Origin of the sequence: Phyllobacterium sp. 22229 (assembly GCF_052056495.1) — a bacterium.
In the GTDB taxonomy this organism is placed as follows: domain Bacteria; phylum Pseudomonadota; class Alphaproteobacteria; order Rhizobiales; family Rhizobiaceae; genus Phyllobacterium; species Phyllobacterium myrsinacearum.
Map to the genome: position 1 here is coordinate 263,111 of NZ_JBQEPA010000003.1, position 13,863 is coordinate 276,973.

Annotated in this window: 16 protein-coding genes; 3 read left to right on the forward strand and 13 right to left on the reverse strand. The window is 60.0% G+C overall.

Annotated elements, in window-relative coordinates:
* The 6 genes from ACTJJ7_RS05265 to ACTJJ7_RS05290 all read right to left on the reverse strand — a co-directional run bounded on the left by ACTJJ7_RS05265 (window position 1) and on the right by ACTJJ7_RS05290 (window position 4,325).
* Entirely contained in the window at window positions 1–1,224 is a 1,224-nt protein-coding gene (locus ACTJJ7_RS05265) for a serine hydrolase domain-containing protein (protein WP_440965802.1), read from the reverse strand.
* Window positions 1,225–1,258: 34 nt separating this feature from the next.
* Window positions 1,259–1,627, reverse strand: coding sequence for a DUF1048 domain-containing protein (locus tag ACTJJ7_RS05270; protein WP_130268796.1), 369 nt, complete (start codon window positions 1,625–1,627; stop codon window positions 1,259–1,261).
* A 2-nt stretch (window positions 1,628–1,629) separates the two neighbouring features.
* Window positions 1,630–1,959 carry a PadR family transcriptional regulator gene (locus tag ACTJJ7_RS05275; protein ID WP_440965804.1) on the reverse strand — a complete coding sequence of 110 codons (330 nt, stop codon included), beginning with the start codon at window positions 1,957–1,959 and terminating at the stop codon, window positions 1,630–1,632.
* 201 nt (window positions 1,960–2,160) lie between these two features.
* Window positions 2,161–3,723 carry a glutamine-hydrolyzing GMP synthase gene (gene guaA, locus ACTJJ7_RS05280; RefSeq protein ID WP_440965806.1) on the reverse strand — a complete coding sequence of 521 codons (1,563 nt, stop codon included), beginning with the start codon at window positions 3,721–3,723 and terminating at the stop codon, window positions 2,161–2,163.
* 129 nt (window positions 3,724–3,852) lie between these two features.
* Entirely contained in the window at window positions 3,853–4,182 is a 330-nt protein-coding gene (locus ACTJJ7_RS05285; RefSeq protein ID WP_440965808.1) for a type II toxin-antitoxin system HicB family antitoxin, read from the reverse strand.
* The gene (locus ACTJJ7_RS05290) at window positions 4,179–4,325 is read right to left on the reverse strand and encodes a type II toxin-antitoxin system HicA family toxin (RefSeq protein WP_245457740.1); all 147 of its coding nucleotides are present in this window, start codon (window positions 4,323–4,325) and stop codon (window positions 4,179–4,181) included. The genes ACTJJ7_RS05285 and ACTJJ7_RS05290 overlap by 4 nt, the downstream gene beginning before the upstream one ends.
* On the opposite strand from ACTJJ7_RS05290, the gene ACTJJ7_RS05295 reads away from it, so the two are divergent.
* A complete protein-coding gene (locus ACTJJ7_RS05295; protein ID WP_440965889.1) occupies window positions 4,263–4,505 on the forward strand; it encodes a hypothetical protein in 243 nt (80 codons plus the stop codon). The genes ACTJJ7_RS05290 and ACTJJ7_RS05295 overlap by 63 nt on opposite strands.
* Here the strand turns inward: ACTJJ7_RS05295 and ACTJJ7_RS05300 are convergent.
* From ACTJJ7_RS05300 to katA, 4 genes are all read right to left on the reverse strand, one after another.
* Window positions 4,495–5,139, reverse strand: a complete 645-nt coding sequence (locus ACTJJ7_RS05300; protein ID WP_440965810.1) for a 5'-methylthioadenosine/S-adenosylhomocysteine nucleosidase — start codon at window positions 5,137–5,139, stop codon at window positions 4,495–4,497. The two genes, ACTJJ7_RS05295 and ACTJJ7_RS05300, sit on opposite strands and share 11 nt — an antisense overlap.
* Window position 5,140: 1 nt before the next feature.
* The gene (locus ACTJJ7_RS05305; RefSeq protein ID WP_440965811.1) at window positions 5,141–5,599 is read right to left on the reverse strand and encodes a TspO/MBR family protein; all 459 of its coding nucleotides are present in this window, start codon (window positions 5,597–5,599) and stop codon (window positions 5,141–5,143) included.
* Window positions 5,600–5,642: 43 nt separating this feature from the next.
* Entirely contained in the window at window positions 5,643–6,932 is a 1,290-nt protein-coding gene (locus ACTJJ7_RS05310; protein WP_440965813.1) for an RsmB/NOP family class I SAM-dependent RNA methyltransferase, read from the reverse strand.
* Between the two features lie 115 nt (window positions 6,933–7,047).
* Window positions 7,048–8,544 (reverse strand): catalase KatA, encoded by a 1,497-nt coding sequence (gene katA / locus ACTJJ7_RS05315; RefSeq protein ID WP_440965814.1) that lies wholly within the window; start codon window positions 8,542–8,544, stop codon window positions 7,048–7,050.
* A 146-nt stretch (window positions 8,545–8,690) separates the two neighbouring features.
* On the opposite strand from katA, the gene ACTJJ7_RS05320 reads away from it, so the two are divergent.
* Entirely contained in the window at window positions 8,691–9,620 is a 930-nt protein-coding gene (locus tag ACTJJ7_RS05320; RefSeq protein WP_105736847.1) for a hydrogen peroxide-inducible genes activator, read from the forward strand.
* A 34-nt stretch (window positions 9,621–9,654) separates the two neighbouring features.
* Here the strand turns inward: ACTJJ7_RS05320 and ACTJJ7_RS05325 are convergent, their stop codons facing one another.
* Together ACTJJ7_RS05325 and ACTJJ7_RS05330 are read right to left on the reverse strand one after the other, a co-directional pair.
* Window positions 9,655–10,080: an MAPEG family protein gene (locus ACTJJ7_RS05325; RefSeq protein ID WP_130268790.1), complete on the reverse strand. Its 426-nt coding sequence runs from the start codon at window positions 10,078–10,080 to the stop codon at window positions 9,655–9,657.
* Between the two features lie 55 nt (window positions 10,081–10,135).
* The gene (locus ACTJJ7_RS05330) at window positions 10,136–11,017 is read right to left on the reverse strand and encodes a LysR family transcriptional regulator (protein WP_440965816.1); all 882 of its coding nucleotides are present in this window, start codon (window positions 11,015–11,017) and stop codon (window positions 10,136–10,138) included.
* A gap of 135 nt (window positions 11,018–11,152) precedes the next feature.
* Between ACTJJ7_RS05330 and ACTJJ7_RS05335 the strand changes: the two genes are divergently transcribed.
* A complete protein-coding gene (locus ACTJJ7_RS05335) occupies window positions 11,153–12,199 on the forward strand; it encodes an SDR family oxidoreductase (RefSeq protein ID WP_440965818.1) in 1,047 nt (348 codons plus the stop codon).
* A 153-nt stretch (window positions 12,200–12,352) separates the two neighbouring features.
* Here the strand turns inward: ACTJJ7_RS05335 and guaB are convergent, their stop codons facing one another.
* Entirely contained in the window at window positions 12,353–13,858 is a 1,506-nt protein-coding gene (gene guaB, locus ACTJJ7_RS05340; RefSeq protein ID WP_105736837.1) for an IMP dehydrogenase, read from the reverse strand.
* Window positions 13,859–13,863 lie beyond the last annotated feature (5 nt).

Sequence of the window (13,863 nt, forward strand, 5' to 3'; positions counted from 1 at the left end):
CTAGCCGAGGCACTTTCTCACCGCCGCCGTCAGCCCGATGGCACGCGGATCGACCAGCGCGGCTGCCCAGAGATTGGTAACATAGCCGAAGCCAACGCTGGCCTCGGGGTCGGCGGCGCCCAGCGAGCCTCCGCTGCCCGGATGGCCGAATGACGCCGGGCCGAGCAGTGCATGGATGGGCGGGGTCGCGCGCCAGAAGCCCAGCGACATTCTGAACAGGTTCTTCGTGTAAGGCAGCAGTTCTGCCGGCACGCCGTGCATGCGCGTGTGGTCGGTCTGGACGACCGACATCGCCGCCACCGTATCGGGCTGCAGCAGACGGGCTCCATCGACAGCACTCACCGTTGCCGCATACATGCGGGCCAGCGAGCGGGCATTGGTGAACATGTTTGCGGCGGGGAATTCCGCAGCCCGATAAGTCCGCAACTGCACATTCTCCTCGGTGAGGCCGCCCGCTGCCCCCGCCTTCATGAAGGCCGAACCTGGTCCGTAGACGTCCTTCACCAGGGCCGCAGCCACGGCGGGATCCAGCCGCATGAGCTTGGCAAAATCAGCCACCAGGTCTTCCATGGAATTGTACGGGAAAGGTGCCGCCTCGATCAGGGCAAGCCGCGTCTCGATCTCTTCGGGCAGGCCAATCCAGGCGGATAGCCCGAGAGGACCGGCGATTTCCTCGGCGAAAAATGTGCCCAAGGACCTTCCCGTGATGCGCCTGACGACCTCTCCGACAAGAAAACCATAGGTGACAGCGTGATAGAGATGCTCCGTCCCTGGCGTCCAGAGCGGCTTCTGTGCCTCCAGGACACGAATAAACGGATCCCAGGCGCACGCCTCCTCGAATGTCACCGGCGTGTCGACATATGCCAGCCCGGCCTGATGGGAGAGTAAATACCTGACAGGAATCTCCTCCTTACCCGCCGCGCCGAACTCCGGCCAATAGCGGATGACGGGAGCGTCGAGATCAAGCTGGCCGCGCTCGGCAAGAAGATGGGCGCACATTGCGGTCGCACCCTTCGTTGTCGACGCCACGGCCACAACCGTATCGCGTTCCCACGGGCGCTTCTTCGCGCGGTCTGCCAATCCTCCCCACAGATCGACCACGGCGCGCCCGTCAACATAGACACAGCAGGCAGCGCCCAGGTCCTTTCCTTCCCGGAAATTGGTACGGAAAGTGTCCGCCACCGGTTCCCAGCCATTTTCGACCACACCATCGATATTACGCATCGCTTCGTGTCTCCTACGGAAATCCGTGCTGGTTTCACACCGGTTTGCTGCCTGCGACGCGGTCAATGGCGTCGACCAGCCGTTTCCGCTCCTTGTTGATCCACTGGCCCTCAGCGTAGTTCTGCAGAAACGTCTCCGCGAACTCGACGGGGTCCTCCCCGACGATCGCACGCACCGGGGTTCCGTTCGCCGCGCTCTGCTCGAAAAGATCGGCAAGATCCTCCAGCATCGTCACCAGGGTGTCACCCTTCGATATCGATCCGAAGTACATCAGATACCGGTCCAGCGCCGCGATCGCCGTGCGATAGTTCTCCGGAAGCTGTTCCGCACGCGCCTTGTACTGGCGGTAGCGCTTCTTCTGCTCGATCGAGCCTGTAATCTGTTCAATCCATCCGTTGGCCATGATTATTTCCTTTCTGTGCGCAGTTGTTCGAGCCGTTCCGTGAGGAAACTCCACGTCCTCCAGAACTCTTCGAGATAGTCCTGCCCTCGCGCATTGAGCGAATACACCTTGCGCGGCGGCCCCTTCTCGGACGGGGCCTTTTCGACGTCGACGAGACCCTTTTGCTCGTTCCTGACGAGCAGGGCGTAGACCGTGCCTTCGGCGATGTCGGAAAAGCCCTGCTCCCGCAACCGCGCCGTGATCTCGTAGCCGTATGCAGGTTGCGCGGACAGGATCGCAAGAATGATCCCCTCCAGCGTGCCCTTGAGCATCTCCGTCATCTGTTTACCCATGGAAGACCTTTTCATGCTACTAAGTTATACTGACTACCAGTACATAGCATCACTGAATAGATATCGTCAAGCGCGACGGGCCGGGCGCAGCGGCAAATTTCTTTTTTCAATGGGTCAAAGCAAAAAGCACCGCCACGCGCCTCTATGGCCGTGACGGTGCTTTGAAAAATTCGTCAAGCACGGGTATCTAAGTGGGTTAAATCATTCCCACTCGATCGTCCCCGGCGGCTTTGACGTGACGTCATAGACGACGCGGTTGATGCCCTTGACCTCGTTGATGATCCGCGTGGCAGCCTGACCGAGGAAGCTCATGTCGTAGTGATAGAAGTCGGCCGTCATACCGTCGACGGAGGTCACGGCGCGCAGGGCACAGACGAACTCGTAGGTCCGGCCATCGCCCATGACACCGACAGTCTGCACCGGCAGAAGCACGGCAAAAGCCTGCCAGATCACATCATAGAGACCCGCCTTGCGGATTTCGTCGAGATAAACAGCATCGGCTTCGCGCAGGATTTCCAGCTTTTCGCGGGTGATGCCGCCGGGGCAGCGGATGGCAAGACCGGGACCGGGGAACGGATGGCGGCCGATGAAGGAATCGGGCAGTCCAAGTTCCTTGCCAAGCACGCGCACTTCGTCCTTGAACAGCTCACGCAGCGGCTCGACCAGTTGCATGTTCATGCGTTCGGGGAGACCGCCGACGTTGTGGTGCGACTTGATCGTCACCGACGGACCGCCGGTAAAGGAAACGCTTTCGATCACGTCGGGATAGAGTGTTCCCTGTGCGAGGAAATCCGCGCCGCCGAGCTTCTTGGCTTCTTCCTCGAACACTTCGATGAACAGGCGGCCAATGGTCTTGCGCTTCTTCTCCGGATCGGATTCGCCTTCCAGCGCATCGATGAAGCGATCCTGTGCGTTCACAAGAATGAGCGGCAGGTTGTAATGCTCGCGGAACATGGAGACGACATCGGCTGCCTCATTCTTGCGCATCAGGCCGTGGTCGACGAGGATACAGGTGAGCTGATCGCCAACGGCTTCATGGATCAGCAAGGCGGCGACGGAGGAATCAACGCCGCCCGAGAGGGCGCAAATCACCTTCTTGTCGCCAACCTGCTTGCGGATCGCAGCGACGGCCTGTTCGCGATAGGCGGACATGGTCCAGTCGCCCTTGATGCCGGCGATGCGGTGCACGAAATTCTGCAGGAGCTTGGCCCCGTCGGGCGTGTGCACCACTTCCGGATGGAACTGCACAGCATAGAATTTCTTGGCTTCGTTGGCGATGGCCGCGAACGGCGCGCCGGTCGATGTGCCGACAACCTTGAAACCGTCGGGAATGGAGACCACGCGGTCGCCATGGCTCATCCAGACCTGATGCCGTGTCCCCTTGGCCCAGATGCCGTCGAACAGGGCGCATTCTTCCTGAATGTCGAGGAAGGCGCGACCGAACTCGCGGTGATGGCCGCTCTCGACCTTGCCGCCAAGCTGCGCGCACATCGTCTGCTCGCCATAGCAGATGCCGAGAACCGGGATGCCCGATTCAAACACGGCCTGCGGCGCGCGCGGACTGCCGATATCCACGGTGGAATGCGGACTGCCGGACAGAATGACCGCCTTCGGCTTGATGCGGCGGAATGCTTCGTCAGCGGATTGGAAAGGAACGATCTCGGAATAGGCACCAGCTTCGCGCACACGGCGTGCGATCAGCTGCGTTACCTGGCTGCCGAAATCGACGATGAGGACTGTATCGGGATGAGTGGGTGTGTTCATGGCGGGCCTTTAAAGCAATTGCCGAGTCGATGCAATGGGTCACTCCACCACACGCGGATGCCAATTGCATTTGTTCACAATTTGGAAGGAATCATCCTTGTGTTGTGGTGTTTGTTCGCATCCGAACCTCTAACGCAACGACCGCTCCAACGTCATGACAACCCATTTGTTGAGACTCACCCCGGCGCCGCGCGCGGCACTGGAAATGGCCTTGTGCAGAATGGGTTCGGCACGCACGACAAACTGCCCGGAAAATGGCTTTTCCGGCTCCTCTCCACGCTCGGCGCAAAACGCCAGATAATCTTCGATGGAGCCGGCAAGCGCTTGCTTCAGCTCTGCCGCAGATGTTCCCTGAAAGGTAAGGACGTCGCGAAGATTGATAACCTCGCCGTGGAAAAGAGAAGCATCTTCATCGTATTCGATAACCGCTTCATAGCCCTTGTAATGCATCGTACTCATGGTCTTATCTCCGCTTCCAGCAAAAAGCGCCTCACTGATTTCACCGCGCCCTTGTCCGTTTCCTTTTGCGGATGCGGTCGATGAAACACCGCACGAATGCCATTCAGGGCGATACGAACGCGCGAGCCCTGCCCTTCCGAAATCTCGCCTCCGCAGGCAAGAAAGAGAGCCTCGACATCCCGCCAATGAATACCGGCCCGGACGGGTTCGGCAAAAATGGCGGCAAGCGTCGCCTGGTGCTTCCGGTTGAGCCCCATATAATGATATCACTTTTCAGTATCAATAAAATATACAATAAGAAAATCGAAAAAATTATAGCGTGATCGCCCCGGTCTCCAGCGCCCGGCCCATGGCCTCCACGGCCTGCGCCAGTTTTTCGTCGATCACATGCAGATATTCGGTCCAGTCACCGACGTGGCGCAGTTCGGCAGCACCATCGGAAATGCCGCGCAGCCCGATCAACGGCAGGCCAAAACGCTGGCAGGCGCGCAATATGGCGAAGGTTTCCATCTCCACCATCTCCGCATCGATCCGGTCATAAGCACTGCCCGAGACAATGTTCGCACCGGTTGAAAGCGACGCTTCCTTCACGCCGGGGATGCGCAGCGGCAAAGGCACGGTGACCGGCAGATCGAGAAACGGTGTTGCCCCCCTGGGAAAGCCCAGCGGCGAGGCATCCATGTCGCGATAGGAGACGCTTGTTGCCTGATAGACTTCGGTCTGCTCCAGCGTGCGCGAGCCGGCTGATCCGAGCGATACAATGAGGTCCGGCACAATGCCGCTCTGTTCCAGCGCCGCGAGATTGGCGGCAAGGCTGACCGCCGCCTCCACCGGACCGACGCCGGTCATCAGCGGCCGGAACAGCCGCTGCAGATGTGCACCATATTCGGCATCCACCGCCATGACGAACAGCACCTGTTTGCCGCCAATAGCGGCCAGATCATAGGGCAAGCTCATGTCAGGACACCGGATTGAGCAGGTAAAGCGACACGTTGAGAAGCGTGGCGAACGCCACCCAGACGAGATAGGGAATGAACATCAGCGCGGCTGGCCGTTCGGGCTCCCAGGTAACACGGATGAAGCCGATGATCGAGATCAGCAACAGCACGATCACCAGCAGCCCCACGCCCATCTGCTGAAAGCCGAAAAACACCGGCGACCAGAGGAAATTCAGGACGAGCTGCGCCCACCAGAACTGCTGGGCCGAGGTCAAGTCGCGATCCCACACCCGCCAGCCGGCGACGGCGATCAGCACATACAGAATCGTCCAGACCGGCGGGAAAATCCAGTTCGGCGGATTGAACGAAGGCTTGACCAGCCCGGCATACCACTCGCCCGGCAGCGTGATATAGCCGATGGCAAGCCCGCCACCGACAGTCAGCACGAGAAACAAGAGAAACCCTACGGACCGGGACATGGTAGAACCTTTCCTGCGGACAATGTCGCGGATGGTTGTACCGCTATTTCTCGCGTCTGAGAACAGAAATGAAGAAGCCGTCTGTCGATGTCGACAACGGCGACAGGATCGTATTGCCATCCTTGAACAAGGGTCCGAGACCATCGCTTGCCGAGACCGCTTCCTGCCACATGGGGCGGGTATCGGCCGCGGCATAATCAGGGTTTGCCTGCAGGAAGGCGGCGACCTGCTGACCGTTTTCCGGCGCAAACAGCGAACAGGTGATATAGACCAGCCGCCCGCCCGGCTTCACATAGGCCTTGGCCGCGTCAAGCACCTCGCGCTGTTCCACCTCGCGCCGCTCCAGCTGCTGCTCGCTGAGGCGCCATTTCGCATCCGGCCTGCGCCGCCAGGTGCCGGAACCGGTGCAAGGCGCATCAACCAGCACGAGATCCATCTGGCCTTCAAGCGGGGTGAGTTCGCTGGAATTGGCGTGGGCCTGGGCATTGCGCACCCCCGCCCGTTTCAGCCGGTCAAAAATGGGGGCAAGCCGGGCACGTTCCGCGTCATAGGCGTGAATCTGCCCCTTGTTGCCCATCTGCGCCGCCAGCGCCAGCGTCTTGCCGCCGGCTCCGGCGCAGTAGTCGAGCACCTGTTCGCCCGGCCTGGCGCCACTGAGTTTGGCGGCGATCTGCGAGCCGAGATCCTGCACTTCGAAAAGCCCACGCTGGAATGCCGGTTCCGCCTGCACGTTCGGATGACGGCCCATGGCGCGCAGCGGCGGCACCCGGACGGCGGTTTCCAGCAGCGGGGCGGCGCTGGCTCCGGCGCGAACCAGTTCCTTCAGTACCTTTTCGCGATCAGCCTTCAGCGTGTTGACGCGCAGGTCGACCGGAGGGCGGTCGCTGAGGGCAGCAGCTTCAGCCACCCAGGCCTCGCCAAAAATCGCCTGGAAATGCGGTACACACCATTCGGGTGTATCGGCGCGCACATGATCGGGTGCAGCAGCGAGGTCACGCTCCAGCCAGATGGCCATGCGATCGGCTTCGAGCGGTGCAGGCGCAAACTTGTCACCGTCCAGCGCAGCATTGATTTCATCGATAACCAGCTCGGCATCGGACAGGAGCACGCCGAAGGCAATATGACGGGCCGCATTGCTGTCCATCCGCCAGCCAAGCGACAATTTGCGCCGCAAGGCGTCATAGACGATATTGCCGATGACCGCGCGGTCACCGGCACCGGCAAAGCGGTGCGACAGTCCCCAATCCTTGAGCGCATCGGAAGCCGGGCGTTTGCGGGTCTCAATATCGTCCAGTACTTCGATTGCCGCCTGCAGGCGTCCGCCAAGTCGCATGGGAATTCCTTCTTTTTGTCTACCGGCTTCGCATACATGGCAAAGCCAATAAAAGAAAGCCGGAGCATCGTGCTCCGGCTTTCACATTGAACAACAAAGTTGTTTCAGGCAGCGATTACTCGGCCGCGACGTGCTTTTCTTCGTTGGAAATCGCGTTGGCTTCATAGCCATGCGCTTCCTTGAGGGCAGCCCGCACGCCGGCTTCATACGCGGGATGAACAAGCTTGAAGTGCGACAGCTGACGCTCGATGATGGCACCGGGAACACCGCCCATTGCCGCAGCGATGTTGGAGAACAGGCGCGCACGCTGACCAGCGTCGAACAGGTTGAACAGTGCTGTTACCTGCACGTAGTCATCGTTGCCGATGCGGTGGTTGTAGCGATCCGCATTGCCGGAAAGGGCCAGCGGCGGCTCTTTTGCCGATGGCTGCTCGACGGCACCCGAGAAGCTGTTGGGCTCGTAATAGGCATCGACATTGCCGGTCTTCTGGCCAAAGAAATTCATCTGGCCATCCTTGTGGTAGTGATGGACCGGGCACTTCGGCTGGTTGACGGGCAGTGCTTCATAATGGGTGCCGAGGCGGTAGCGATGCGCATCCGCATAGGAGAACACACGTGCCTGCAGCATCTTGTCCGGCGAATGACCGATGCCGGGAACGACGTTCGACGGCGAGAAGGCAGCCTGTTCGATCTCGGCGAAATAGTTGTCGGCGTTGCGGTTGAGTTCCATGACACCGATTTCGATCGGCGGGAACTCAGCATGCGGCCAGACCTTGGTCAGATCGAACGGATTGTAGGAGGTCTTTTCCGCGTCGCTTTCGCTCATGATCTGAACCTGTACGGTCCATTTCGGGAATTCGCCGCGTTCAATGCCGCCAAACAGCTCTTCCTGGTAGGTTTCGCGCGACTTGCCGATCAGCGATTCAGCTTCCGCATTGGTATAATGCTTGTGGCCCTGCTGGGTCTTGAAGTGGAATTTTACCCAGAAGCGCTCGCCATTGTCGTTCCAGAAGGAATAGGTGTGCGAGCCGTAGCCATTCATGTACATCGGCGCGACCGGCAGGCCGCGATCCGACATCAGGATGGTGACCTGGTGCAGGCTTTCCGGCGACAGCGACCAGAAATCCCACATGGCGGTGGCTGAACGCAGGTTGGTGCGCGGATGGCGCTTCTGCGTGTGAATGAAATCGGGGAACTTCAGCGGATCGCGCACGAAGAACACGGGCGTATTGTTGCCGACCAGATCCCAGTTGCCTTCGCTGGTATAGAATTTAAGGGCAAAACCGCGCACGTCGCGCTCGGCATCGGCGGCGCCAAGTTCACCGGCAACCGTGGAAAACCGCAGCAGCAGCGGTGTTTCGGTGCCCGGCTGCAAGGCCTTGGCCTTGGTGTAACGGGAGATATCGCCGGTGATCTTCAACGTGCCGAATGCGCCCCAGCCCTTGGCGTGAACAACCCGTTCAGGGATACGTTCACGGTTCTGGTGGGCAAGCTTTTCGAGCAGCTGATAGTCGTCCAGGAGAACCGGACCACGTTCACCCGCAGTCCTCGAATTCTGATTGTCTGATACCGGTGCACCGGCAGTAGTTGTCAACGTCGGACGGTCAGCCATTGGCTTCTCCTTGAATTTCGTTTTCTGACACTATTTTCAGAATCGCACGGCGCGCGGGCTCTCTGCGATCTCGGGGCAACCATAGAACTATTCCAATCATAGTTTCCAATTGAATTTAGAATTATTATTGATAGGATTTGGTTATCATGTTTTCCGTCCGCCAAATGCGCTATTTCGATATCCTTGCCACCACCCTGCACTTCCGCAAGGCGGCAGAACTCGCACGTATTTCGCAGCCGGCACTTTCGGCGCAGATCGCGGAAATGGAGCAGCGGCTTGGAACGCCCCTGTTCGAGCGGACACGCCGCACGGTGGTTCTGACCGATATGGGCAAGCGGCTTCTGCCGCGGGTTCGCGGCATTCTGAACGGCATCCGCTCGCTGGAAGAACTGGCATCGCAGCGGCGTGGCATTTTGCAGGGCCGCCTGCGGCTGGGGATCATACCAACCATAGCGCCCTATCTCCTGCCCATTCTCATTCCGGAATTGCGCGCAGCCTACCCGGAACTGACCATCGAGTTGCGCGAGGCGGTGACGTCGAAGCTGGTCGAGGATTTGCGGCTTGGCGATCTCGACGCGCTGATCGCGGCATTGCCGATCGACAGCGACGGCATTGCCGCCAAGCCGCTGTTCCGCGACCGGTTCCTGATTGCCACATCGAGCAATGACATCGACATTCTCACCTCGCCGATGACCCAGGAGAGCGTGGCGCTGGAACGGCTGCTGCTGCTTGAGGAAGGCCACTGTCTGCGCGATCAGGCTTTGGCGGTGTGCACCAGCGTCAAGCAGCGGCAGCTGGTCAATTATGGCGCCACCAGCATGGCGACGCTGCTGCAGATGGTCAGCCACGGCATGGGCCTGACACTGATCCCGGAAATTGCCGTGCGCACGGAGGCCAGCCGCAACAATGTGCGCATCCTTGCCTTTGCCGATCCTGAACCTTCGCGCGAGATCGGCCTGATCTGGCGCCGGCAAAGCGAACGGCGCGAGGATTTCGAAGCCCTGGCCACAACGATTGTCGATTGCGGCAGACGATTGCTGATCTCAGCCGATGAGCTGGACGATCTGGCGGCCTAGTTCCTGACCGTTCCCGGCAATCCCTTCGCCGATCCTAAGCCGTTGCGGGTATCGCCAGATGCAACGCGAGGATGACCCACAAAATGCCATTGAGAACAAACCCGATGGTGAAAATCGGCTGGCGCAGCCTCAAACGGTTTGACGTCACATGCACGACAGTATGGGCGACGCGCGCTGCCACAAACAACCAGGCAACGATGACGGCGAGGAACGATGCGCCGTTGACCACATAGAGCGAGATGCAGACCGCATAGAACAGCACCGGCAGCTCATAAAGATTGATCAGGTTGCGGATCACCGTGGCGCTCGTCTCCGGCTCCTTGAGCGGCAGCTTGAAATCGCGAGGCGAGGCCTGGCCGCTCTTGACCGCTTCCATCCGGCGAAGGAACACAAGGCCGTAGACAATATAGACCAGCGCGGTCAGCGCGATCATCGGCCAGAAAATTGCGGTCTGCGACATGGGTTCCTCCAACGTTGACGCATCTTACGTCTACGTTCATTTTTTCCGCAAGCTGTTAATTCAACCCGGGAATTCCGGACAGCGCAGCCGCCAGATGGTCCACAAATGCCCTTACCTTGCGCGGCAGAAACTTGGCCGAGGCATAGACCACGTGGATATCCATGGACGCGTAGCGGTAAGCGGGCAGCACACGGACCAGCGTGCCGTCATCGAGAAACGGCTGAACCAGCGGCACCTGCGCCCCGCCAATTCCCACGCCCGCCCGCAATGCCTGATTGAGCACAAAAGCGTTGTTGGCGAGAAAGCCCGATTTGACCGGCACGACAATCGGCCCGTCCGGCCCGATCAGCGGCACCGCCTCACCCAGTGGCGACCAGATAAACCTGACATGCCGGTGCGCCGACAGTTCTTCCGGCAGCAGCGGGCTGCCATGGCGCGCGATGTATTCAGGCGAGGCCACAAGAATCCGCTCGAACGTCGCCAGTTTCCGCGCCACCAGGCCAGACGAGGCCAAGGCACCGAAACGGATGGCAACATCGACGCCCTCGGCCACCAGATCGGCAAAGCGGTCATCCAGAATGAGTTCAACGGTCAAATCCGGGTGCCGGCACTGAAAATCGATCAGCATCGGCGTCAGATGCATCTGGCCGAACCCGACGGGCGCATGCACGCGAAGGTTGCCTTGAACCGACGTGGCAAGGCCAGTCACGGCCTCTTCCGCCTCGTCGACGGTCTGCAGGATATGCCGCGCCCGCTGGTAGTAGGTCTCGCCGCTGTCGGTTAGGGCCAGCTGGCGTGTCGAACGATGCAGCAGCCGCATGTTGAGATGGCGCTCCAGTGCGGCCATCTGCTGGCTGACAGCCGGTTGCGTGAGCCCGAGTTCCCGTGCCGCCGCCGACAGCGAGCCAAGCTCCGCCACCCGTATGAAGGTCTTCATTGCCGCAAAACGATCCACCTGCCACCTCAAATATTTTCTTATGAATGATATCATCATCAATCGCCTACGCAAACACATACAAATGGATGATGCTGGCAGCACCAACAAAATGGAGCTGTTGAAATGATAGAGGACATGAAAAAAGCCGTGATTGTGGGTGCCAATGGCATCATCGGCGGAAATCTGATTGCACATCTCAAGGAATTGGGTGACTGGGAAATTGTCGGCCTGTCGCGGCGCGGCGGGATTGCGGATGGCAGGGTCAGCCACATCGCCGTTGATCTGCTCGATGCGGCCGATGCCAAGGCAAAACTCGCACACCTCACCGATGTCACTCATGTTTTTTACGCGGCCTATCAGGACCGTCCGACGTGGGCGGAGCTGGTACCGCCGAACCTTGCCATGCTGGTCAATGTCGTCAATGCCATCGAACCCGTCGCACGCGGCCTCCGGCACATCAGCCTCATGCAGGGATACAAGGTCTACGGCGCGCATCTCGGCCCGTTCAAGACTCCGGCGCGCGAGAGCGATGCCAATCACATGCCGCCGGAATTCAACATCGACCAGCAGGATTTTCTCGAAGCAGCCCAAAGGGGAAAGAGCTGGACATGGTCCGCGCTGCGTCCGTCCGTGGTTATCGGATATGCGCTCGGCAACCCGATGAACCTCGCCTCGGTGATTGCCGTCTATGCCTCGATGTCCAGGGAACTCGGCATTCCCCTGCGCTTTCCGGGAAAGCCCGGCGCCTATGACAGCCTGCTTGAAATGACCGATGCCGGTCTGCTGGCACGGGCGACGGTGTTTATCGCCACCCACCCGGCGGCGGGAAATCAGGCCTACAACATCAACAATGGCGACCTCTTCCGCTGGAGCGAGACGTGGCCGAAAATTGCCCGGTTTTTCGATCTGGAGGTTGCCCCGCCCCTGCCCATGTCACTGAATGTGGTGATGGCCGACAAGGAACTGCTCTGGGATAAAATGGTTGCGAAGCACACCCTAGCGGCTATCCCCTACAGCGATGTCTCATCATGGGGATTTGGCGACGCGGTATTCGGCTGGAATTATGATTTCTTCGCCGATGGCAGCAAACTGCGCCGCGCCGGCTTCCATGAATATGTCGATACGGAAGAAATGTTCCTGAACGTCTTCCGGGATCTGCGGGCGCGGAAGATCATTCCGTGAAACGCCACCCCATTTGTTTATCCTTTACGTCCCTCATCCTGAGCTTGTCAAAGGACACAAAACAATGATGGACGTTTCGACCAGGCGCTGTTGCGCGCCATGGCCGAAAAATGGTCGCGGAGGGCGTTGTCAGACATGGCCTCCGCGTCCCGATCAGTTGCCGCCTGGGTAGTTCGGGCTTTCGCGCGTGATCGTCACATCGTGGGTGTGACTTTCCCGCAGGCCGGCATTGGTGATGCGGACAAAGGTCGCCTTGTCGCGGAACTCTTCCAGGTTCTTGGCACCGACATAGCCCATCGACGCACGAAGACCGCCGGCGAGCTGGTGCAGGACCCCCGACACAGGCCCCTTATAGGCCACCTGGCCTTCAATGCCTTCCGGCACGAGCTTCAACTCGTCGCGGACTTCCGCCTGGAAGTAGCGATCCGCCGAACCGCGGGCCATGGCGCCGACCGAACCCATGCCGCGATAGGCCTTGAAGGAACGGCCCTGGTAGAGATAGACCTCGCCGGGGCTTTCCTCGGTCCCGGCAAGGGCGGAACCCGCCATGGCGGCAGCGGCACCGGCGGCCAGCGCCTTGGCGAAATCGCCGGAATATTTGATGCCGCCATCGGCGATGACCGGAACACCGGCCTTGTGCGCGGCTTCCACTGCCGACATGATAGCGGAAAGCTGCGGCACGCCAACACCGGCAACGATACGCGTGGTGCAGATGGAGCCCGGTCCGATACCGACCTTGACCGCATCGGCACCGGCATCGATCAGCGCCTGCGTGCCCGCAGCCGTTGCAACGTTACCGGCAATGATGCGCACGGCGTTGGACATCTTCTTGGCGCGGGTGACCGCATCCAGAACACGCTGCGAATGACCGTGGGCCGTGTCGATGACGAGAACGTCGACACCGGCAGCAATCAGCCGCTCGGCGCGCTCGAAACCGTCTTCGCCGACGCTCGATGCAGCGGCAACCCGCAGGCGGCCCTGCGCATCCTTGGCGGCATTCGGGTTCAGCTGCGACTTTTCCATATCCTTGACGGTGATCAGACCGACGCAGTGCCCCTTGCTGTCGACCACCAGCAGCTTCTCGATGCGGTGCTGGTGCAGAAGGCGCTTGGCTTCTTCGTGCTGGACATTGTTTTCGCGCACGGTGATGAGGTTTTCACGCGTCATCAGTTCGTAAATCTTCTGACTGGGATCGGACGCAAAACGCACGTCGCGGTTGGTCAGAATGCCAACGAGACGGCCCGGCTTGCGGCTGCCCTCACCGGCGTTCTCAACCACCGGGATGCCGGAAATGCCATGGGCGCGCATCAATGCCTGCGCATCGGCAAGCGTTGCGTCCGGACCGATGGTGACCGGGTTGACGACCATGCCGGATTCGAACTTCTTGACCTGCCGGACCTCTTCGGCCTGCAGTTCCGGCGTAAGATTGCGGTGGATGACGCCCATGCCGCCAGCCTGAGCCATGGCAATGGCAAGGCGCGACTCGGTAACGGTGTCCATGGCTGCGGAGAGCAGCGGCAGGTTCAGTTCGATATCGGGAGCAATGCGGGTGCGAATGTCAGTCTGGCCGGGCATGACTTCGGAATGACCCGGCTGAAGCAGGACATCGTCAAATGTCAGTGCCAGCGCGCCCGTCGCGGATTCAACAATTTTTGCCATAACCA